This is a genomic window from Klebsiella sp. FDAARGOS_511 (genome assembly GCF_003812845.1).
Lineage (GTDB): Bacteria > Pseudomonadota > Gammaproteobacteria > Enterobacterales > Enterobacteriaceae > Klebsiella > Klebsiella grimontii.
Genome location: NZ_CP033824.1, coordinates 5,254,301 through 5,276,518, shown reverse-complemented (window position 1 = coordinate 5,276,518; position 22,218 = coordinate 5,254,301). Strand labels below are relative to the sequence as shown.

The following is a 22,218-nucleotide window of genomic DNA, read 5'->3' as shown; positions in this document are numbered from 1 at the left end:
TTACTCAAACTCGTTCCACGAACGACCATCGCGGGTGATCATCGCCACGGAGGCAACCGGCCCCCAGGTGCCCGCCTGGTAAGGTTTCGGCGAATCGCGATCGGCGGCCCAGGCTTCCGTGATGGAGTCGACCCACTTCCACGCCTCTTCCACTTCGTCGCGACGCACGAATAGCGCCTGAATACCGCGCATCGTTTCCAGCAGCAGACGCTCGTAGGCATCCGCCAGATGGGTTTGATTAAAGGTTTCCGAGTAGCTCAGGTCCAGCTTGGTGATCTGCAGGTTATGCTTGTGGTCTAGCCCCGGGACTTTGTTCAGCACCTGGATATCCACCCCTTCATCCGGCTGCAGACGAATGGTCAGCTTATTCTGCGGCAGCTCTTGCCAGGTCTCTTTGAACAGGTTCAGTTCCGGTGTCTTAAAGTAAACCACGACTTCGGAACATTTGGTCGGCAGTCGCTTACCGGTACGCAGGTAGAACGGTACGCCCGCCCAGCGCCAGTTGTCGATATCCACGCGGATCGCCACGAAGGTTTCAGTATGGCTGGACTTGTTGGCCCCCTCTTCTTCGAGGTAGCCCGGCACTTTTTTACCCTGCGCGAAGCCGGCGGTGTACTGGCCGCGCACCGTTTTTTCACGCACGTTGGTGCGGTCAATGCGGCGCAGCGATTTCAGCACCTTCACTTTTTCATCGCGGATGCTATCGGCAGTCAAATCTGACGGCGGAGACATGGCAATCATGCACAGAATTTGCAGCAGGTGGTTCTGGATCATATCGCGCATCTGCCCGGCCTGATCGAAGTAGCCCCAGCGGCCTTCAATGCCCACCTCTTCCGCCACGGTGATCTCAACGTGATCGATGGTACGGCTGTCCCAGTTATTAACGAACAGCGAGTTGGCAAAGCGCAGCGCCAGCAGGTTCAGCACCGTCTCTTTACCCAGATAGTGGTCGATACGGTAGACCTGGCACTCTTCAAAGAACTCGCCTACCCGATCGTTGATCTCGCGGGAGGTTTCCAGGGAAGTCCCCAGCGGTTTTTCCATCACCACGCGCGCCGGTTTCGCGTTCAGCTTCGCTTCGCCCAGACCTTTGCAAATCGCGCCAAAGGTGCTTGGCGGCATGGCGAAATAGTTAATGGTCACCCGCTCTTTCTGATCGAGCATTTTGCCCAGGCGGGTAAACGCTTTGGTATCGTTGACATCAAGGTTACAGAAATCCAGACGCCCGCTCAGGGTCTCCCACAAACCTTCATCGATTTTTTCCTTCATGAAGGTTTCCATCGCTTCACGCACAACTTTGGTGTAAGCGTCTTTATCCCAGTCGGCACGGCCGACGCCGATGATGCGGGTGTCAGGATGGATCTGACCAGCTTTTTCGAGCTGATACAGGGAAGGCAGCAATTTACGTCGCGCCAGGTCACCCTTCGCGCCGAAAATGACCAGATCGCATGCCTGGGCCGTTTGCGTTACCGCCATGTCATTCTCCTTAGTTGATAGACTGGTGCTTGTGCCAGGCTATATTTGTAATTTTCTTTCACTGCATCGTACTGTGTTTACGAATTTCCCGAAACCCTCAGCGCCGGTTCCCGCAGCTAAATCGCACAGGGTGGAAAACAGGCGCTGAGATTTTGGGCATGCGGCTAATATTGTTCGTTGTTTCGACCGATTCTCAGTTAGTAAAATACGACTCTGATCATGTAATGAAAAAAAACAACATATTTTAAGGTCATTCCTCACCGTTTCCGACAACGGAGGGGTATATTCTTGCTAAAACGCCTGATGATTTCACCCATTAATGAAATCGCTTCCATTGATGAGCGCCCGATTACCCATGAACATGCTGGAAAAAATCCAGTCCCGGCTGGAACACCTTAGCAAATCTGAACGCAAAGTGGCGGAAGTCATCCTTGCAACCCCCGCGCAGGCCATCCATTCAAGTATTGCCGCCCTGGCGCTGGAAGCCGGCGTCAGCGAGCCCACGGTTAACCGTTTCTGCCGCAGTCTGGAAACCCGCGGTTTCCCCGATTTTAAACTGCATCTGGCGCAAAGCCTGGCGCACGGTACCCTCTATGTTAACCGCAACGTCGATGAAGACGACAGCGTCGAGTCCTATACGGGAAAGATATTTGAATCCGCCATGGCCAGTTTAGATCAGGTCCATCATTCTCTCGACATGTCGGCGATCAATCGCGCGGTTGACCTGCTCACGCAGGCGAAGAAAATCGCCTTTTTTGGCCTTGGCTCTTCGGCCGCCGTCGCCCACGACGCGATGAACAAATTTTTCCGCTTTAATGTACCGGTGATCTATTCCGACGACATCGTCCTGCAACGCATGAGCTGTATGAACTGTAATGACGATGACGTGGTAGTGATCATCTCGCACACCGGCAGGACTAAAAGCCTGGTGGAGCTGGCGCAGCTGGCACGTGAAAACGATGCGATGGTGATCGCCATTACCTCACCCGGTACGCCGCTTTGCCGAGAGGCAACGCTGGCTATTACCCTGGATGTGCCGGAAGATACCGATATCTATATGCCGATGGTTTCCCGCTTAGCGCAGCTGACGGTGATTGATGTACTGGCGACCGGCTTCACCCTGCGGCGGGGCGCAAAATTCAGAGATAACTTGAAGAGGGTCAAGGAAGCGCTTAAGGAATCGCGGTTTGATAAAGAGCTCATCGTACACAGCAATGACCAATAAAAGTAGAAACAAAGCACTATCCTATTACACCGTCGGTATCGTTCCGGTATAGCGACTTTGCTCATCGGCGCTACCGAATCCATGTTCACGCAACACCAAAGATGTTTCAGTCAACGGAGTATTACATGTCCAGAAGGCTTCGCAGAACCAAAATCGTTACCACCTTAGGCCCGGCTACCGACCGCGATAACAACCTTGAGAAGGTTATCGCCGCAGGCGCTAACGTGGTACGTATGAACTTCTCTCACGGTACCGCGGAAGATCATCAGATCCGTGCGGATAAAGTCCGTGAGATTGCGGCAAAACTGGGCCGTCATGTCGCGATTCTCGGTGACCTACAGGGGCCGAAAATCCGCGTATCCACCTTCAAAGAAGGGAAAATTTTCCTCAATATCGGTGACAAATTCCTCCTCGACGCGAACCTGGGTAAAGGCGAAGGCGACAAAGAGAAAGTGGGCATCGACTATAAAGGACTCCCGGCTGACGTGGTTCCGGGCGATATCCTGCTGCTGGACGACGGCCGCGTGCAGCTGAAGGTCCTCGAAGTTCAGGGCATGAAGGTGTTCACCGAAGTCACCGTCGGCGGCCCGTTGTCTAACAACAAAGGCATCAACAAACTGGGCGGCGGCCTCTCTGCAGAAGCGCTGACGGAAAAAGACAAAGCGGACATCGTCACCGCCGCCAAAATTGGCGTCGACTATCTGGCCGTCTCCTTCCCGCGCTGCGGCGAAGATCTAAACTACGCCCGTCGCCTGGCGCGCGATGCCGGCTGCGACGCCAAAATCGTCGCCAAGGTCGAGCGTGCCGAGGCGGTATGCGATCAGGACGCGATGGATGACGTGATCCTCGCCTCGGACGTTGTTATGGTGGCCCGCGGTGACCTCGGCGTGGAAATCGGCGATCCGGAGCTGGTCGGCATCCAGAAAGCGCTGATCCGCCGCGCCCGTCAGTTGAACCGCTCGGTCATTACCGCGACGCAGATGATGGAGTCGATGATCACCAACCCGATGCCTACCCGCGCCGAAGTCATGGACGTGGCGAACGCCGTGCTGGATGGGACCGATGCCGTAATGCTGTCGGCTGAAACCGCCGCGGGCCAGTATCCGTCTGAGACCGTTGCCGCGATGGCGCGCGTCTGCCTCGGCGCGGAAAAAATCCCGAGCCTCAACGTCTCCAAGCACCGTCTGGACATTCAGTTCGATAACGTGGAAGAAGCCATTGCGATGTCCGCCATGTATGCGGCGAACCACCTCAAGGGCGTCACCGCTATCATTACCATGACCGAATCCGGTCGGACCGCGCTGATGACTTCACGCATCAGCTCCGGCCTGCCGATTTTCGCCCTGTCTCGCCACGAGCGCACGCTGAACCTGACTGCGCTGTATCGCGGCGTGACGCCGGTTCATTTCGATAGCGTAAATGATGGCGTAGCCGCTGCGCACGATGCGGTAACGCTGCTGCGCGACAAAGGCTATCTGGTGACCGGCGACCTGGTTATCGTCACTCAGGGCGATGTCATGAGCACCATCGGTAGCACCAACACCACCCGTATTCTGACCGTAGAGTAAGCCTCTCCGTCTACCTGCCAGCGCCGCAGCTGGCAGGTATATCCGATAAACTACACAAGCCAGCTCAACAATAGCGTAGCGGTAATTACCGTTGATGCGCCGCCGATACGAGTCGCAATCTGAGCAAAAGGCATCAACCCCATTCTGTTCGACGCCGAGAGAATAGCCACATCCCCCGTCCCCCCCAGCCCGCTATGGCAACTGGTTACGATAGCCGCTTCAACAGGGTACATATTCAGACGTGAAGCGATAAGGAAGCCGCTCAGCGCCATTGCCATGACGATGGAGCCGCAAACCACCACGTAGCCCACCGAAAATACCGCAACCACGCTTTCCAGCGGAACATACAGCATTCCCAGACCAATCATCAGCGGCCAAACCAGCGCAGCCGACACGAGCTTGTAGCAGCTGTGCGCCCCCAGCTCCATCGCCGCCGGGATAACTTTAGTGTATTTACAGAACACCGCAGCCAGGATCATCAGTACCGGCCCCGGAATATGCACCACCTTTTCCAACAGACCGCCGACGATGAAAAACGCGCAAATCATTAAAAGCCCGGCCCCCATCAGTTGGAAATCCGTGGGTTGCGCGCTCTGATTTTGCGCAAAGACGCTATTATCTTCATGGCTGCGGATCAGCATCCCGTTGCCGGAAAGCGAAGGGCGTCGCGCGCCCATGCGCGCCAGAAAACCGGCGCAAATAATGGCGAAAATGTTGCCCACCACGGCGGCCGGCGCCAGTTGCGCAACGTAAACATCGGGCGTTTGTCCGAGAATGGCTGAATAGGCCAGCGACAGGGGCAGGATCCCTTCACCGATGCCGCCGCCGATGATCGGCACGATAATAAAGAAAAAGGTGTGGTAGAAACTGTAGCCAAATAAACTGCCCACCAGCAGGCCGGTTAAGATTGCCGCCCCGGTCCCTACGACCAGCGGGACAAACATACGGACCATTCCCTGAATCAGGATAGTTCTGTTCATACCCAGTATGCTGCCGACGACCAGGCAGGCGATAACGAAATAGAGGAGATTGGCCTCCTTCATCAGCAAATGCACGGTATCGAGGGTATGCGCTTCAAACATGCCGAAATAGACCAGCACCGACGGCACCATCAGGCACAAAATGGCCGGGCCGCCTATATCCTTGAGGATCGGCACCATTCGGCCAATTTTAGCCAACGCGAACCCCAGGGTCATAATCACCGCCAGGCCGCCAATCATATTCTTCGGCAGCAGACCTGCGGTTGCAGAGATAGCCACAATCGTCGCTATCCCGATAAAGAGCGTCAACGGTACGGCGCCGACCTCAATATTGGATAAAAGTCGTACCGACGGCCTGCTCGGCAGCGTTTTATCTATCGGGTGGTTCAGAGAATTATTTTCCATATTTTTACCTGAATTATGATGACGTAGGGTATCGACGCAATATTAAAACTGCGTAATAAAATTAAAAAAGAGCACCAGCCACAATGCCAATAAAACAAAAAAACGTTAGCACAGGAATTTAAAATTAAAAACGAGATCCAAATTTCGCTGTTCTACTTTGTGACTAAACCACAAAATTCATTTTAAGTAATTTAATTTATCACCACGAAACTAAAGTTAGCGTCGTCGCAATAATTGAATGCCTGGGATATAAGTTGATGATCCCACCCTCTTTTCCCTATTTGTAAGTAAAGTAGTCAAGGCGAAATTATTTAAAGCCCGGCGACTGTGATGACTATCACCTTTTAAATACCGAGGGATCGTTAGATTAAAAAAATACAACGTCGCCGATAATATATTTTCAGGACATCCTATGCCTTCACTGCTTTTAGAATCCCTTTTTCCCCTGGTGTTTATCATGCTGCTCGGATGGCTAAGCGGCAAGTTGGGCTACAGCCGCCGCGAGGACGCGTCCGTGCTGGCCACGGTGGTTATTCGTTTTGCACTTCCCTTCCATCTGTTTATCGGCGCATTGAATACCCATCCCGATAAGATTAAAAACTTCACCTTTATGGCGGTATTGGTCATCGGTCTTATGGGATCGTATTTCCTCACGCTACTGATCTCACGCTACGTTTTTCGCCATGATATAAAAACCAGCGCAATTCAGTCCCTGGTGTGCGCTTTCCCCGATATGGCCTACTTTGGCGCCCCCGTGCTTGCGGTGCTGATTGGCCCCGAGGGCTTTCTCGGGGTGCTTATCGGCAACCTGGTGACCAGCGTATTGATGATCCCCTTGACCATCATTCTGATTCGCATGGGAGATAAGCGCGCCTACGCTGATCTACAACAGCCTGATGCGCTGCAGCTTATCCTGCAAAACCTGTTTAAAGCCGTCAGAAACCCAATAGTCTGGATCCCGATTTCCGGCGTGCTGCTCAGCCTCGCGGGGGTACAGCTGCCGCATATGCTCAGTATGCCTATTGAGATGGTGGGAAAAGTGGCGGGCGGCCTCTCCCTGTTCGCCCTTGGGCTGCTCTTTTACGGTGAGCGTCCTACGGTCAATATTCAAACCTGTACCAATATCAGTATTAAAAACCTGATCCAACCGGCAATGATGGCCGTGGCTGGTTTAGCCTTTGGCCTCAGCCATAGCCTGATGCAGCAGGTCATTATCATCGGCGCGACGCCTTCCGCCATTGCGGCAGGGATGTTTGCCCTGCGCAGCGATACCTATATCGAGCCCGCCTCATCCTCTATTTTGCTGGGCACCGCCATCGGCGTCGTTACCGAAGGAATTATGATTTATTTAATCTCATAATCACTGAAGTAAAGCCGGAAGAATCCCGGCAATTATTTGATATCATATTCAGGAGTCATCCAATGTTAGCCACAGAAACCTTATACACGCCTTATAACGGTGCCGTCCTGCTGGAAAACCCGTTATTAAATAAAGGTCTCGCTTTTACTCAAGGTGAACGGTCCGCATTTAATCTTCAGGGGCTGCTGCCGCATAATGTTGAAACTATTGAAGAACAAACCGCGCGCGCCTGGGGGCAATTTTGCCAGTTTAAACGGGATATATCGCGGCATATTTATCTTCGAAATATACAGGATACTAACGAGACCCTATTCTATAATCTGCTGCGCAACCATATGAAAGAAACGCTGCCGATCATTTATACCCCAACGGTAGGCGAAGCGTGTGAACACTTCTCAGAAATTTATCGTCGGGGGCGCGGCCTGTTTATTTCATGGCCTAACCGCCACAATATTGACGAGATGCTGCAGGGCTTCTCCCGCAACGATATCAAAGTCATTGTCGTGACCGACGGCGAGCGCATCCTGGGTCTCGGCGATCAGGGGATTGGCGGCATGGGGATCCCGATCGGCAAACTCTCGTTATATACCGCCTGCGGGGGGATTCATCCGGCATCAACGCTGCCCATTATGCTGGATGTGGGCACCAACAACGCCCAGCATCTGGAGGACCCGCTGTATATGGGCTGGCGTCATCCACGTATTAGCGACGAGCAGTACATGGAATTTATGGACATGTTTGTGCATGCCATCAGTCAGCGCTGGCCACAAGTGTTACTGCAGTTCGAAGATTTTGCGCAAAAAAATGCTACCCGGTTACTTAACCGCTATCGTGACCAGCTTTGCTGTTTCAACGATGATATCCAGGGCACGGCGGCCGTGACCTCTGGCACGCTGATTGCCGCCGCCGCTGCGGCCGGTACGCGGATCCGCGACCAGCGCGTGGTGTTTCTCGGCAGCGGTTCCGCCGGATGTGGGATTGCGGAAAAAATCATGGCCCTGATGGTTGATGACGGGCTGTCAGAGCAGGAAGCGCGCAATCGGATCTTTATGGTTGACCGCTTTGGTCTGTTAACCGATGAGATGCCCAATTTGCTGGATTTTCAGCGCAGCCACGTGACGCCGCAGAAACATATTGCCCACTGGGATACCGACGCGGCCCACCTGTCGCTGATGGATGTTGTACGCAACGTCCACCCCACCGTGCTGATCGGCGTATCAGGCCAGCCGGGACTGTTCAGCGAAGAGATCATCAAAGAGATGCATCAGCACTGCCCGCGCCCGATTATTATGCCCTTATCTAACCCGACGTCCCGCGCTGAAGCCCAGCCGAAGGATTTGCTGGAATGGACCCGGGGGAACGCGCTGATTGCCACCGGTAGTCCGTTCGCTCCCGTCTGCTATGACGGTAAGACCTACGATATCGCCCAGTGCAACAACGCCTATATCTTCCCCGGCCTGGGGCTGGGAATTCTGGCCAGTAAAGCGGAACGCGTTACCGAGGCAATGCTTATCACCTGTAGTAAAACCCTCGCCGCCCACTCGCCTTTAGCTACCCGCGAAGCCGGCGGATTGCTGCCGCCGGTCGAAGAGATTGAGATGATTTCCCGGGCGATTGCCGCAGATGTCGCTCGCGCGGCTCAGCAGGACGGTGTCGCGCCGCTTATCAGCGAAGCCCAGTTGGCCGAGAATATCGATCGCACCTTCTGGCGAGCGCGCTACACCGCGTATAAACGCTCGCCATTTTAAACGCCCGCTGCCGGGTGAACACTGCGGGAAGCGCCCTGCTTCCCGCCGAAGCGAGAACCCACGCATGATTAATGTGCTGATTGTCGATGATGATTCGATGGTGGCCGAACTGAACCGGCTGTTTCTCAGCCGGGTGGCTGATTTTCACTGCTGCGGCGTAGCCCCGACGGTCCGCGAAGCCAGGGAGATGCTTAGCCATTTGCCGCAGATCGATCTGGTGCTGCTGGATGTCTATATGCAGCAGGATAATGGGCTGGAACTGCTGCCTGCGCTACGCGCCGATGCGCGCAATATTGATGTCATTATGATTACCTCCGCCGCCGATAGGGTAACGGTTCAGACGGCGCTGCATTACGGCGTGGTCGATTACCTGATAAAACCGTTTCAGTTTCCGCGCTTTGAGGAGGCGCTGCTGTCATGGCGTAAAAAGCGCGATTTGAAAAACGCGAAATCCTGCTACGCTCAAGCCGATGTCGACAGCCTGTTGCGCAGCGGGGTTCAACGACACGAGGGCGCGCGCCGCTTGCCAAAAGGACTTACGCCGCAGACGCTTCGTCTGGTGTGCCAGTGGATTGACGCCTGGCAGGAACGTGATTTTTCGACCAATGAGCTGGCTGCGGCATTGCAGATATCCAGAGTTTCATGCCGTAAATACCTGATTTGGCTTGAGCAGCTACATATTCTCTACACCACCAATCATTACGGCATCACCGGTCGTCCAGAATATCGTTACCGGCTCGTTGTCGACCATTTGGCGCTACTCAAACAATACAGCCAATGAACCCGGAAGCCCACTGGCTGCGATTATTAACCCTGGCGCGACGACTTTCGCGGGTACAGCTCTTTACGCTTATACGGCTCGATTTCACCCGGCTTGCGCGTTTTCAGCAGTTTGAGGATCCAGGTGTACTGCTCGGTATGCGGCTTCACGAACACTTCCACCTCTTCGTTCATCCGCCGGGCGATAGTGGTATCGTCCGCCTCCAGCAGATCGTCCATCGGCAGGCGCACCAGCACCGTCAGGCGATGCGTTTCGCCATCATAGACCGGGAACAGCGGCACGACGCGGGCGCGGCACACTTTCATTAAACGGCCAATCGCCGGCAGCGTCGCTTTATAGGTGGCAAAGAAATCAACGAATTCGCTGTGCTCGGCGCCGTGATCCTGATCCGGTAGATAGTAGCCCCAGTAGCCCTGACGCACCGACTGAATAAACGGTTTGATCCCGTCGTTGCGCGCGTGCATACGTCCGCCGAAACGTCGGCGGACGGTATTCCAGACGTAATCAAAGACCGGGTTGCCCTGATTATGGAACATCGCCGCCATTTTTTGCCCGCCCGACGCCATCAGCATCGCCGGAATGTCCACTCCCCAGGCATGAGGAACCAGAAAGATCACTTTCTCGTTGTTCCTCTGCATCTCATCGATGATCTCTTTGCCCTGCCAGTCGACGCGGGAAAGAATGCGCTGCGGGTCGCGCAGGCCTAGTTCCGCCATCATGACCATCGCCTGCGGCGCGGAGGCGTACATTGCATCAATAATGTCTTCTCGTTCCTGCTCACTCTTTTCCGGGAAACAGTACAGCAGGTTAATCTGCGCCCGACGGCGCGAACTCTTTGCCAGGCGACCCACAAAACGCCCCAGTTTGCCGAGAATCGGATCGCGGAAAGACGCTGGCGTCAGAGCGATACCGGCGAAGGCAAAAACCCCTAACCAAGCGCCCCAGTAGCGCGGCAGTAAAAAGGATTTTTCAAATTTTGGAATAAATTCAATATTATTTTTTTTCGTTTCCATGCCTAATCCGCAGACGTTCCGCTCAATAAAGATAATGAGTTAGTTTAGCGATACGTTGAGTAACGTACAAAAGAAAAAGCCGGCGCACAGCTGGCGCCGGCTTTAACTGACGGAAGGTTAGTCAAACCGCAGCTGCGGAATAACCTGTTTTGCCTGCGCCAGATAATCGGTACGGTCGGAACCGCTGAGCCCTTCCGTACGCGGCAGTTTCGCCGTCAGCGGGTTGACCGCCTGCTGGTTAATCCACACTTCATAATGCAGATGCGGGCCGGTAGAACGGCCGGTGTTGCCCGACAGCGCAATGCGATCGCCGCGTTTGACCTTCTGCCCGGGTTTGACCAGCAGCTTACGCAGGTGCATATAGCGGGTGGTATAGGTGCGGCCATGGCGGACGGCGACGTAATAACCGGCCGCACCGCTACGTTTAGCCACCACCACTTCGCCATCCCCTACCGACAGCACCGGTGTGCCCTGCGGCATTGCAAAATCGACGCCGCGATGCGGCGCTACGCGGCCGGTCACCGGGTTCAAACGACGTGGATTAAAGTTCGAAGAGACGCGGAACTGACGTGCGGTCGGGAAACGCAGGAACCCCTTCGCCAGGCCGGTACCGTTGCGGTCGTAGAATTTGCCATCCTCAGCGCGGATCGCGTAGTAGTCTTTACCATCCGAGCGCAGGCGCACGCCAAGCAGTTGGCTCTGCTCGCGCTTACCGTCGAGCATTTCACGCGACATCAGCACGGAGAATTCATCGCCTTTTTTCAGCTTACGGAAGTCCATCTGCCACTGCATGGCCTTGATCACCGCGCTGATTTCGGTGCTGGTCAGGCCGGCATCACGAGCGCTGGCGACAAAGCTGCCGCCAACGGTACCTTTCAGTACGCTGTTGACCCAGTCGCCTTTTTGCAGCTCGCTGCTCATTTTGAAACCGTTAGCGACTCGATCGTAGGTGCGGGTTTCGCGGCGCGACATTTCCCAGGTCAGGCTTTGCAGGTCGCCGTCCGCCGTCAGGGTCCAGGAGAGCTGTTGACCAATTTTCAGATTACGCAGCTCTTTATCTACCGAGGAGAGCCGGGCAATATCGCCCATATCGATGCCGTACTGATTGAGAATGCTGCTGAGCGTATCGCCGGTCGACACCACATATTCGTGGCCGCCGGAATCGCCATCCGCTTTATCATCCAGCTCATCCTGAGGGATGGCCTCCTCTTCCTGAGGTGCCTGATCGATAGGTTCCGAGGCTTCTGGCAGCAGAGAACGAATTTCGCTTTGCTCAAGCTCGATGGTTCTGCTGATGGGAGCCGTTTCAGGATGGTGGTAAATGTAAGGTCGCCAGACGGCGACCGCTAAGGTAAGAACGCTAAGCGACCCCAGCATAACGCGGTGAGGTCGTGGCAGATTGTTAAATGCCTGAGTGACAGCGCGGGCTATCTGTTGCACGTATTCACTTCCTCGTTATTCTCCTTTCAGGCAGCTTGAATACTGATTCGCCATCTGGCTCAGGAATTGCGGATAACTCTCTTTACCCAGCTTAATTCCGATTCCAAGTGGATCCAGGGTTCCCATGCGCACGGACGTTCCCCTGGCAACAGCTTCTATGACCGCTGGCCTGAACTGTGGCTCAGCAAAAACGCAAGTTGCTTTTTGCTCAACCAGCTGTGTTCTGATTTCGTGTAAACGCTGCGCACCAGGCTGGATTTCAGGGTTAACAGTAAAATGACCCAGTGAGGTCAAACCGTAGTGTTTTTCAAAGTAGCCATAGGCGTCATGAAAAACGAAATATCCCTTCCCTTTCAGCGGTGCCAGCTCGGTCCCAACCTGCTTGTCGGTTGCGGCTAATTTTGCCTCAAAATCCTTCAGGTTGGCGTCAAGTTTGGCTCGACTCTGCGGCATAAGTTCCAATAATTTATCGTGGATTGCAACCGCCGAAAGGCGCGCTATCTCTGGGGAAAGCCACAGATGCATGTTATAGATGCCGTGATGGTGATCGTCGTCACTATTTTCCCCTGCGCCATGGTCGTGACCATGATGGTCATCGTCGTCGTCGGTGCCTTTCATGAGTAACGGTTTCACGCCGTCAAGCTCGGCAATCGTCACCTTTTTGTTTGGCGCAATGCTTTGCGTTGACTTATCCATAAACGCTTCCATTTCGGGTCCAATCCAGACCACTAAGTCTGCGTTCTGTAAGCGTTTTGCATCCGATGGCCGTAGCGAATAATCGTGCTCGGACGCCCCGTCTGGCAGCAGTACCTGGGTCTCCGTGACCCCATCCGCGATAGCGGAAGCGATAAAGCCCAGCGGTTTAAGGGAGGTGACAACGGCGGCGCTAGCCAACGGCGCATGGGCGAACAAAAAAGCGGCGCTAAGTCCAGCGCAAAGAAGCGTATTTTTATGTAACATAATGCGTCTAATCATCGTATAGAATGAGAAAGATGTGATATTATAACATTCACTGGCTTGTGCAACCTCTAATTTGATATGACAAATCTTGTAACGCTGGAAAACGTCGCGGTCGTTTATGGCCAAAGGCGCGTGCTGTCTGACATTTCGCTAACGCTAAAGCCGGGCAAAATTTTAACCTTACTGGGGCCAAACGGCGCCGGTAAATCGACCCTCGTAAGGGTAGTTCTTGGACTGGTAGCACCTTCGGAAGGGGTTATCAAACGCGAGGGACATCTGCGGATCGGCTATGTCCCGCAAAAGCTGCATCTTGATGCCACGATGCCGCTGACCGTCAGCCGCTTTATGCTTTTACGTCCGGGAACCCACAAGCGCGATATTCTGCCGGCGCTGAAGCGCGTACAGGCCGGGCATCTGATCGACGCCCCAATGCAGAAACTTTCCGGCGGCGAGACCCAGCGGGTACTGCTGGCGCGGGCGCTGCTCAATAAGCCGCAGCTGCTGGTGCTCGACGAGCCAACGCAGGGCGTTGACGTCAACGGCCAGGTGGCGCTTTACGATCTGATTAACCAACTGCGCCAGGAGCTTGATTGCGCCGTGCTGATGGTTTCTCATGACCTGCATCTGGTGATGGCCAAAACCGACGAAGTGCTGTGTCTCAATCAGCATATTTGCTGCTCCGGCGCGCCGGAAGTGGTTTCTATGCACCCGGAATTTATCTCGATGTTCGGCCAGCGCGGCGCGGAACAGCTGGGTATTTATCGCCATCATCATAATCACCGCCATGACCTGCAGGGGCGGATTGTACTGCGTCGGGGAAATGACCGTTAATGATTGAATTACTGCTCCCCGGCTGGCTGGCCGGAATGATGCTCGCCTGTGCCGCGGGTCCGCTGGGATCGTTCGTCGTCTGGCGGCGAATGTCCTACTTCGGCGATACCCTCGCCCACGCCTCTCTGCTTGGCGTCGCTTTTGGTTTACTGCTGAACGTTAACCCGTTTTATGCGGTCATCGCGGTGACGCTGTTGCTGGCGGGCGGGCTGGTATGGCTGGAAAAACGTCCCCACCTGGCGGTGGACACGCTACTCGGCATCATGGCGCACAGCGCGCTGTCGCTGGGTCTGGTGGTGGTCAGCCTGATGTCAAACGTGCGCGTCGACCTGATGGCCTATCTGTTCGGCGATCTGCTGGCGGTGACGCCGGAAGACTTGATAGCTATCGCTATTGGCGTGGTTATCGTGCTGGCGATCCTGCTTTGGCAGTGGCGCAACCTGCTGTCGATGACCATTAGCCCAGATCTGGCGTTTGTTGATGGCGTTAAGCTCCAGCGGGTGAAACTGCTTCTGATGCTGGTCACCGCGCTGACGATCGGCGTGGCGATGAAGTTCGTCGGGGCGCTGATTATCACATCGCTGCTGATTATTCCCGCCGCAACGGCCCGTCGCTTTGCCCGTACGCCTGAACAAATGGCGGGGGTAGCGGTTGGAGTGGGAATGATTGCCGTGACCGGCGGTTTGACCTTCTCGGCGTTCTACGACACGCCGGCGGGGCCTTCCGTGGTACTATGCGCCGCGCTGCTGTTTATCATCAGCATGAGCAAGAAATCGGCCGCCTGACGCTATGCTCCGCGTACGTTGTAGCCCGGCTAAGGCGTTCATGCCGTAAGCCGGGACATCCACCGCTCAGCTATTTTCCCGGCTTGCGCTCCGCTTAGCCGGGCTACTGGTTCTTGCGGTCTGCTGTTTTATCGCCGGACAACGTTTAAGGCATCTCCGGCGGTGTAATGCCGAAGTGGGTCCAGGCCCGCACCGTCGCCATTCGCCCGCGCGGGGTACGCTGTAAAAAGCCCTGCTGGATCAGATACGGCTCCAGTACATCTTCAATCGTTTCCCGCTCTTCGCCAATGGCCGCCGCCAGGTTATCCAGCCCGACCGGCCCGCCAAAGAATTTATCGATGACCGCCAGCAGCAGCTTACGGTCCATATAATCAAAGCCTTCCGCATCCACGTTGAGCATATCCAGCGCCTGCGCGGCAATATCCTCAGAGATACGCCCGTCGTAGCGAACCTCGGCAAAATCGCGCACCCTGCGCAGCAGGCGGTTGGCGATTCGCGGCGTGCCGCGCGCGCGACGCGCGACCTCCAGAGCCCCCTCTTCGCTCATCTCCAGCCCCATATAGCGGGCGCTGCGGCTGACAATATGCTGCAGGTCCGGGATCTGGTAGAACTCCAGGCGCTGGACGATGCCAAAACGGTCGCGCAGCGGCGAAGTCAATGAACCTGCGCGAGTCGTCGCGCCAATCAGGGTAAACGGCGGCAGATCGATTTTTATCGAACGCGCCGCGGGCCCTTCGCCAATCATGATATCCAGCTGATAATCTTCCATTGCCGGATAGAGAACTTCTTCAACAACCGGTGACAGGCGATGAATCTCGTCGATAAACAGAACGTCGTGGGGTTCAAGATTGGTCAACATCGCCGCCAGATCGCCCGCCTTTTCCAGCACCGGGCCAGAGGTGGTGCGCAGGTTCACGCCCATCTCGTTGGCGACGATGTTTGCCAGGGTGGTTTTCCCCAGCCCCGGCGGGCCAAAAATCAGCAGGTGATCGAGCGCGTCGCCGCGCAGCTTCGCCGCCTGGATAAAAATCTCCATTTGCGAACGGACGTGTGGCTGGCCCACATACTCTTGCAGCAATTTAGGGCGAATGGCGCGGTCGGCCGCCTCTTCAAAACCGCTGCTGTCCGCCGATACCAGCCTGTCTGCTTCAATCATCCCTTACCTCACAACGCGGCGCGGAGCGCTTCGCGAATTAGCGTTTCACTGTTGGCATCCGGGCGTACGATTTTGCTGACCATCCGGCTGGCCTCCTGAGGTTTATAGCCCAGCGCCACCAGCGCGGCAACCGCTTCCTGTTCAGCATCATCATCAGAAGGACCGGCTGGAGACGTCAGCACCAGATCTGCCGCCGGCGTAAACAGATCGCCGTGCAGCCCTTTAAAGCGGTCTTTCATTTCGACAATCAGGCGTTCCGCGGTTTTCTTACCGATTCCCGGCAGCTTCACCAGCGCCGCCAGCTCCTCGCGCTCAACGGCATTCACAAACTGCTGCGCCGACATGCCGGAAAGGATCGCCAGCGCCAGCTTCGGACCGACGCCGTTGGTTTTAATCAGCTCTTTAAACAGCGTGCGCTCCTGCTTGTTGTTAAAGCCATACAGCAGTTGGGCATCTTCGCGCACGATAAAGTGGGTAAAAATGATCGCCTCTTTGCCCACGTCCGGCAGCTCGTAGAAACAGGTCATCGGCAGATGAACCTCATAACCTACGCCTCCCGTTTCGAGTAAAACCAGCGGGGGTTGTTTTTCGAGAATGATGCCTCTGAGTCTGCCTATCACGTGGAGCTCCTGGATTAAGGGCTGAAAGTCTAATGCGGTATCATAAAAAAAGGCTGGATAGATATCCAGCCTGATTTCAGGTTATCGTAAGCGTCCGCGCGCCAGATTCAGGCGGCTTTCGCTGATCTGGGCGGCGTTCTGGCTGACGTGGCAGTGGGTAATGGCAATCGCTAAGGCATCCGCCGCATCCGCCTGCGGGTTAGCCGGCAGCTTGAGCAAGGTGCGCACCATATGCTGCACCTGACTCTTTTCCGCGCTGCCGATCCCGACAACGGTCTGCTTTACCTGCCTGGCGGCGTACTCAAAGACCGGCAGGTCCTGATTCGTCGCCGCGACAATCGCCACGCCGCGAGCCTGGCCGAGCTTCAGCGCCGAGTCGGCGTTCTTCGCCATAAACACTTGTTCGATGGCGAAATAGTCAGGCTGGAACTGGGTGATAATTTCCGTGACGCCCGCATAGATAAGCTTCAGGCGAGACGGTAAATCATCCACTTTCGTGCGAATACAGCCGCTGCCCAGATAGCTGAGCTGGCGTCCAACCTGGCGGATAACGCCATAACCAGTGACGCGCGACCCCGGGTCAATGCCGAGAATAATGGCCATCACGCGCCTCCGGTCATAACTAGCCCGTGAGACCCTAAAGATTTCAGTTCACAGCCAGGCGGCCACGCAGCGCATCCCCGGGAGCGTAGATTCACTACGTGACCGGGGTAAGCGAGGAGAGCCAACACCGCTGTGGGCTGAAAGATTACGGGTATCACAGGGTTGCGGCGACCTCATCAGAGATCTCGCCGTTGTGATAAACTTCCTGCACGTCGTCGCAATCTTCCAGCATATCGATCAAACGCAGCAGTTTCGGCGCAGTTTCCGCGTCCATATCCGCTTTGGTTGACGGGATCATCGAGACTTCAGCGGCGTCCGCTTTCAGGCCGGCGGCTTCCAGCGCATCGCGTACCGCGCCCATCTCTTCCCACGCGGTATAAACGTCAATCGCGCCGTCGTCATAAGTCACAACGTCTTCCGCGCCCGCTTCCAGCGCCGCTTCCATGATCGCATCTTCGTCGCCTTTCTCGAAGGAGATAACGCCTTTTTTGCTGAACAGGTAGGAAACGGAACCGTCGGTCCCCAGGTTACCGCCGGTTTTGGTGAAGGCATGACGTACTTCAGCAACGGTACGGTTACGGTTGTCTGACAGACATTCAACCATCACCGCCGTGCCGCCAGGACCATAACCTTCATAGATGATGGTTTCCATGTTCGCATCATCATCGCCGCCCACGCCACGCGCGATAGCACGGTTCAGGGTGTCGCGGGTCATGTTGTTGCTCAGCGCTTTGTCGATTGCCGCGCGCAAACGCGGGTTAGAGCCTGCGTCGCCGCCGCCCAGACGCGCGGCGGTGACCAGCTCGCGAATAATTTTCGTAAAGATCTTACCGCGCTTGGCATCCTGTGCCGCTTTGCGGTGTTTGGTGTTGGCCCATTTACTATGACCTGCCATAAAAAACTCTCCAAAAAAGCGCGCCCTTTCAGGCGGCGTTAATTACAAATTCTTCAATCGCCTGCCGGTTGCTCCAGGACTTGGTCAACGTGGCGGCTTCCGCCGCATCAACCCAGCGATAATCCAGATGTTCCGTAAAGACAATCTGGCGTTCATGGGGGAGCGCAAGACGGAACCAAAATTCCGTATTACGCTCAACGCCCGGCGCATAGCGATGACGTAAATGAGAAAATATCTCGAACTCTACCGTGCGCTGACAGTCAACCAACTCCAGCTGCTCGCTGGCGACATCAATGGCGACTTCTTCCATAACTTCACGCGCGGCAGCCTGCGGCGCGGTCTCTCCCTCTTCCAGACTGCCGGTAACCGACTGCCAGAACGCGGGATCGTCGCGCCGCTGCAACATCAGCACCCGCTTCGTATCTTTGGCGTAAATCACCACCAGTACGGAAACGGGGAGCTTGAATGACATCTTACTTATTCTCCAGAGACTCTTTTGCCTCTTTCGCCACCACCTGAATGCCCAGTTCGCTCAGCGATGCCGGGTTAGCGAAGCTTGGCGCTTCGGTCATCAGGCAAGCGGCGGCGGTAGTTTTCGGGAAAGCAATAACGTCACGGATATTATCAGTACCGGTCAGCAGCATGGTCAAACGGTCAAGACCGAAAGCCAGGCCCGCGTGCGGCGGAGTACCGTATTTCAGCGCGTCCAGCAGGAAGCCAAACTTCTCGCGCTGCTCTTGTTCGTTAATCCCGAGAATGCCGAACACGGTCTGCTGCATTTCACCGCTGTGAATACGCACCGAACCGCCGCCGACTTCATAGCCGTTGATGACCATATCGTAGGCGTTGGCCACCGCGTCTTCCGGCGCGGCCTTCAGCTCGGCGGCGGACATATCTTTCGGCGAGGTGAACGGATGGTGCATCGCGGTCAGACCGCCTTCACCGTCGTCTTCAAACATCGGGAAGTCGATAACCCACAGCGGCGCCCATTTGGCTTCGTCGGTGAGGTTCAGGTCTTTGCCCAGCTTCAGACGCAGCGCGCCGAGCGCGTCGGCGACCACTTTTTTGTTATCCGCGCCGAAGAAGATCATGTCGCCATCCTGCGCGCCGGTGCGCTCAAGGATCGCTTCAACGATATCGGCGTTAAGGAATTTAGCTACCGGGCTGTTGATACCTTCAAGGCCTTTCGCCCGCTCGGTGACTTTAATATAGGCCAGGCCTTTTGCGCCGTAGATCTGGACAAACTTTCCGTACTCGTCGATTTGCTTACGGGTCAGCGCAGCGCCGCCCGGTACGCGCAGGGCGGCAACGCGGCCTTTGGCGTCGTTAGCCGGACCTGCGAAGACGGCGAATTCCACCGTTTTCACCAGATCGGCGACATCCACCAGCTCCATCGGGTTGCGCAGGTCTGGTTTATCGGAACCGTAGCGACGCTCGGCTTCGGCGAAGGTCATGATCGGGAAATCGCCCAGATCCACGCCCTTCACTTCCTGCCACAGGTTACGCACCAGCGCTTCCATGACTTCACGCACCTGCTCGGCGGTCATAAAGGAGGTCTCGACGTCGATCTGGGTGAATTCCGGCTGGCGGTCGGCACGCAGGTCTTCGTCGCGGAAACATTTCACAATCTGATAGTAGCGGTCAAAACCGGACATCATCAGCAGCTGTTTGAACAGCTGTGGAGACTGCGGCAGCGCGTAGAATTTACCTTTATGCACGCGTGAAGGCACCAGGTAGTCGCGCGCGCCTTCCGGCGTAGCTTTGGTCAGCATCGGCGTTTCAATATCGAGGAAACCGTGGTCGTCCATAAACCGACGAACGAGGCTGGTAATCTTCGCTCGCGTTTTCAGGCGCTGCGCCATTTCCGGACGACGCAGATCCAGGTAGCGGTATTTCAGACGCGCTTCTTCGGTATTGACGTGGTTGGAGTCCAGCGGCAGCGCTTCCGCGCGGTTGATAATGGTCAGGTCGGATGCCAGCACTTCGATGGCGCCGGTGGCCATATCGCTATTAACGTTTTTTTCGTCACGCGCACGCACGGTGCCGGTGACCTGGATGCAGAACTCATTACGCAGTTCAGAGGCCAGCTTTAATGCGTCGGCGCGATCCGGATCGAAAAACACCTGCACGATGCCTTCGCGGTCACGCATATCGATAAAGATAAGGCTACCAAGATCACGACGACGGTTGACCCAACCACACAGAGTCACTTGCTGCCCTACGTGGGACAGACGAAGCTGCCCGCAATATTCTGTACGCATGAGATATCCCTTAACTTAGCCGCAGGCGGATTGTTGCCTGCCTTGCAGGCGACGAGGTCGCAGCTTTAGCTGATGTCACAACTGAATGAAAAAAGGCGGCTATTATACTGGAAATTATGGCGCACGATAAGCCCGGCGCAGCGCGCTGCGTTGCTTTGCTACGCGCTTATTGCTTGTACTCACAAAAATTAACAAAATTTGTTACCCTCGGGCGAGATCGGCAACGGTATTGTAGCGGCCTGACAACAAAAGAAGATACGGGGATATCATGTTAGAACTCAATGCAAAAAAGACCGCGCTGGTGGTTATTGACCTGCAGGAAGGCATTTTACCGTTTGCCGGCGGCCCGCATCGCGCTGACGAAGTGGTTGAGCGCGCCGCGAGTCTGGCCAAAAAGTGCCGCCAGCAGGGTTCCCCGGTGGTCATGGTTCGCGTTGGCTGGTCGGCGGATTTCGCCGAAGCGCTGAAACAGCCGGTCGATGCCCAGGCAGGCGCGCCAACGCTACCCGAAAACTGGTGGTCCTATCCGCTGGCGCTGGAAAAACAGGCGAGCGATATCGAAGTCACCAAACGCCAGTGGGGGGCCTTTTACGGCACCGACCTGGAGCTGCAGCTTCGCCGTCGCGGTATCGATACGATTATTCTGTGCGGTATCTCCACGAATATCGGCGTCGAATCGACGGCGCGCAACGCCTGGGAGCTGGGCTTTAACCTCATTCTTGTCGAAGACGCCTGCAGCGCGGCGACGGCGGAACAGCATCTTAGCAGCATGACGCACATCTTCCCGCGGATTGCCCGCGTGCGCAGTACCGAGGAGGTGCTTGCCGCATTATGATTTATATAGGGCTTCCCCAGTGGGCGCACCCGAAGTGGGTGCGGCTGGGTATCACCAGCCTTGAAGAGTATGCCCGCCACTTCAACTGCGTGGAGGGCAACACCACCCTGTACGCTTTACCAAAAGCGGAGATTGTCAGCCGCTGGTATGAACAAACCCACGACGATTTTCGCTTCTGCTTCAAATTTCCGGCCACCATTTCGCACCAGGCGGCGCTGCGCAACTGCGACGACTTAAGCCATGAGTTTTTTACCCGTCTGGCGCCGCTGTCTTCGCGCATCGGCCAGTATTGGCTCCAGCTGCCGGCGACGTTCGGCCCTCGGGACCTCACCGCCCTCTGGCCGTTCCTCGACAGCCTGCCGCGCGAATTCCGCTACGGCGTTGAGGTAAGGCATCCGGAATTTTTCGCCAAAGGGGAAGCGGAACAGCAGCTCAATCGCGGCCTGCATCAGCGTAACGTCAATCGCGTGATCCTGGATAGCCGTCCGGTTCATAGCGCCGTCGCCCGCAGCCCGGCGATGATCGAGGCGCAGAAGAAGAAGCCTAAAGTCCCTGTCCATGCACTGGTGACGGCCCATAATCCGATGGTGCGTTTTATCGGCAGCGATGATATGACGCAGAATCGCGAGCTTTTTAGCGTGTGGATTCGCACGCTGCCAAAATGGACGCAGACCGCCACGCCGTACCTGTTTCTCCATACGCCGGATATCGCCCAGGCGCCGGAACTGGTCGATACCCTTTGGAGCGATCTGCGTACCGCCCTACCGGAAATAGGGAATGCGCCGTCAATTCCGCAGCAAACCTCTCTTTTCTGATATCCTGCTATCCTCAATTGAGCCACCGGAAGCGATAAAAGGGAGTTTTGAGTATGGTCAGCGCGCTGTATGCGGTCTTAGGTGCGTTATTGCTTATTAAGTTTTCCTGGGACGTCGTACGCCTGAGAACGCAATATCGCGTTGGCTACGGCGATGGCGGTTTTAGCGAGCTGCAGGTTGCTATTCGCGTGCACGGGAACGCGGTGGAGTATGTTCCCATTGGTCTGATCTTGCTGCTGTTTATGGAGATGAACGGCGCACAGACCTGGATGGTCCACGTCTGCGGTATTTTGCTGATTGCCGGGCGCCTGATGCACTCGTATGGCTTTCATCATCGTCTCTACCGCTGGCGTCGTTCCGGCATGAGCGCGACGTGGTGTTCATTGTTGCTGATGGTGCTGGCGAACTTCTGGTATATGCCCTGGGAGTTGGTTTTCTCCGTCCGTTAGCGCACAATACGC

At 55.7% G+C, this 22,218-nt stretch carries 21 protein-coding genes; 10 read left to right on the top strand and 11 right to left on the bottom strand.

The window, feature by feature from the left end:
- Positions 1–1,476: a glucose-6-phosphate dehydrogenase gene (zwf, locus tag EGY08_RS26490; RefSeq protein WP_004122041.1), complete on the bottom strand. Its 1,476-nt coding sequence runs from the start codon at positions 1,474–1,476 to the stop codon at positions 1–3.
- Between the two features lie 319 nt (positions 1,477–1,795).
- On the opposite strand from zwf, the gene EGY08_RS26485 reads away from it, so the two are divergent.
- Entirely contained in the window at positions 1,796–2,701 is a 906-nt protein-coding gene (locus EGY08_RS26485) for a MurR/RpiR family transcriptional regulator (protein ID WP_162626063.1), read from the top strand.
- 125 nt (positions 2,702–2,826) lie between these two features.
- Positions 2,827–4,269, top strand: a complete 1,443-nt coding sequence (gene pyk / locus EGY08_RS26480; protein ID WP_004122043.1) for a pyruvate kinase — start codon at positions 2,827–2,829, stop codon at positions 4,267–4,269.
- 50 nt (positions 4,270–4,319) lie between these two features.
- Here pyk and EGY08_RS26475 read toward each other — a convergent pair whose 3' ends face one another.
- Entirely contained in the window at positions 4,320–5,654 is a 1,335-nt protein-coding gene (locus EGY08_RS26475; protein ID WP_123829161.1) for a 2-hydroxycarboxylate transporter family protein, read from the bottom strand.
- Between the two features lie 412 nt (positions 5,655–6,066).
- Between EGY08_RS26475 and EGY08_RS26470 the strand changes: the two genes are divergently transcribed.
- From EGY08_RS26470 to dcuR, 3 genes are all read left to right on the top strand, one after another.
- Positions 6,067–7,014 (top strand): AEC family transporter, encoded by a 948-nt coding sequence (locus EGY08_RS26470; protein WP_004122045.1) that lies wholly within the window; start codon positions 6,067–6,069, stop codon positions 7,012–7,014.
- A gap of 62 nt (positions 7,015–7,076) precedes the next feature.
- Positions 7,077–8,762 (top strand): NAD-dependent malic enzyme, encoded by a 1,686-nt coding sequence (locus EGY08_RS26465; protein WP_123829160.1) that lies wholly within the window; start codon positions 7,077–7,079, stop codon positions 8,760–8,762.
- A 64-nt stretch (positions 8,763–8,826) separates the two neighbouring features.
- A complete protein-coding gene (gene dcuR, locus EGY08_RS26460; protein ID WP_112166229.1) occupies positions 8,827–9,543 on the top strand; it encodes a two-component system response regulator DcuR in 717 nt (238 codons plus the stop codon).
- A 26-nt stretch (positions 9,544–9,569) separates the two neighbouring features.
- On the opposite strand, the gene lpxM is transcribed toward dcuR, so the two are convergent.
- The 3 genes from lpxM to znuA form a co-directional block, all read right to left on the bottom strand.
- On the bottom strand, positions 9,570–10,556 hold the full coding sequence (gene lpxM / locus EGY08_RS26455) for a lauroyl-Kdo(2)-lipid IV(A) myristoyltransferase (RefSeq protein WP_123829159.1): 987 nt from the start codon (positions 10,554–10,556) through the stop codon (positions 9,570–9,572).
- Positions 10,557–10,673: 117 nt separating this feature from the next.
- Positions 10,674–11,996 carry a murein DD-endopeptidase MepM gene (gene mepM, locus EGY08_RS26450; RefSeq protein WP_004122057.1) on the bottom strand — a complete coding sequence of 441 codons (1,323 nt, stop codon included), beginning with the start codon at positions 11,994–11,996 and terminating at the stop codon, positions 10,674–10,676.
- Positions 11,997–12,011: 15 nt separating this feature from the next.
- The gene (znuA, locus tag EGY08_RS26445) at positions 12,012–12,956 is read right to left on the bottom strand and encodes a zinc ABC transporter substrate-binding protein ZnuA (protein WP_004122058.1); all 945 of its coding nucleotides are present in this window, start codon (positions 12,954–12,956) and stop codon (positions 12,012–12,014) included.
- A 78-nt stretch (positions 12,957–13,034) separates the two neighbouring features.
- Between znuA and znuC the strand changes: the two genes are divergently transcribed.
- Both znuC and znuB read left to right on the top strand, forming a co-directional pair.
- Positions 13,035–13,787, top strand: a complete 753-nt coding sequence (gene znuC / locus EGY08_RS26440; RefSeq protein WP_004122060.1) for a zinc ABC transporter ATP-binding protein ZnuC — start codon at positions 13,035–13,037, stop codon at positions 13,785–13,787.
- Positions 13,787–14,572 carry a zinc ABC transporter permease subunit ZnuB gene (gene znuB / locus EGY08_RS26435; protein WP_004122061.1) on the top strand — a complete coding sequence of 262 codons (786 nt, stop codon included), beginning with the start codon at positions 13,787–13,789 and terminating at the stop codon, positions 14,570–14,572. Before znuC ends, znuB begins: the two co-directional genes overlap by 1 nt.
- A 145-nt stretch (positions 14,573–14,717) precedes the next feature.
- Here the strand turns inward: znuB and ruvB are convergent, their stop codons facing one another.
- From ruvB to aspS, 6 genes are all read right to left on the bottom strand, one after another.
- Complete coding sequence (gene ruvB / locus EGY08_RS26430; protein ID WP_024359878.1) at positions 14,718–15,728, bottom strand: Holliday junction branch migration DNA helicase RuvB; 1,011 nt, start codon at positions 15,726–15,728, stop codon at positions 14,718–14,720.
- An 8-nt stretch (positions 15,729–15,736) separates the two neighbouring features.
- Entirely contained in the window at positions 15,737–16,348 is a 612-nt protein-coding gene (gene ruvA / locus EGY08_RS26425) for a Holliday junction branch migration protein RuvA (RefSeq protein ID WP_004103390.1), read from the bottom strand.
- 81 nt (positions 16,349–16,429) lie between these two features.
- On the bottom strand, positions 16,430–16,951 hold the full coding sequence (ruvC, locus tag EGY08_RS26420; protein WP_004113791.1) for a crossover junction endodeoxyribonuclease RuvC: 522 nt from the start codon (positions 16,949–16,951) through the stop codon (positions 16,430–16,432).
- 154 nt (positions 16,952–17,105) lie between these two features.
- Positions 17,106–17,846, bottom strand: coding sequence for a YebC/PmpR family DNA-binding transcriptional regulator (locus tag EGY08_RS26415; RefSeq protein WP_004122063.1), 741 nt, complete (start codon positions 17,844–17,846; stop codon positions 17,106–17,108).
- Positions 17,847–17,874: 28 nt separating this feature from the next.
- Positions 17,875–18,318 carry a dihydroneopterin triphosphate diphosphatase gene (nudB, locus tag EGY08_RS26410; RefSeq protein ID WP_123829158.1) on the bottom strand — a complete coding sequence of 148 codons (444 nt, stop codon included), beginning with the start codon at positions 18,316–18,318 and terminating at the stop codon, positions 17,875–17,877.
- Position 18,319: 1 nt separating this feature from the next.
- Entirely contained in the window at positions 18,320–20,107 is a 1,788-nt protein-coding gene (aspS, locus tag EGY08_RS26405; RefSeq protein ID WP_087829004.1) for an aspartate--tRNA ligase, read from the bottom strand.
- Positions 20,108–20,375: 268 nt separating this feature from the next.
- On the opposite strand from aspS, the gene EGY08_RS26400 reads away from it, so the two are divergent.
- The 3 genes from EGY08_RS26400 to EGY08_RS26390 are packed head-to-tail and all read left to right on the top strand — an operon-like array spanning position 20,376 to position 22,206.
- On the top strand, positions 20,376–20,942 hold the full coding sequence (locus EGY08_RS26400) for a hydrolase (protein WP_004122066.1): 567 nt from the start codon (positions 20,376–20,378) through the stop codon (positions 20,940–20,942).
- Complete coding sequence (locus EGY08_RS26395) at positions 20,939–21,757, top strand: DUF72 domain-containing protein (protein ID WP_004122067.1); 819 nt, start codon at positions 20,939–20,941, stop codon at positions 21,755–21,757. The genes EGY08_RS26400 and EGY08_RS26395 overlap by 4 nt, the downstream gene beginning before the upstream one ends.
- 53 nt (positions 21,758–21,810) lie before the next feature.
- Positions 21,811–22,206, top strand: coding sequence for an MAPEG family protein (locus EGY08_RS26390; RefSeq protein ID WP_004122068.1), 396 nt, complete (start codon positions 21,811–21,813; stop codon positions 22,204–22,206).
- Positions 22,207–22,218: the final 12 nt, after the last annotated feature.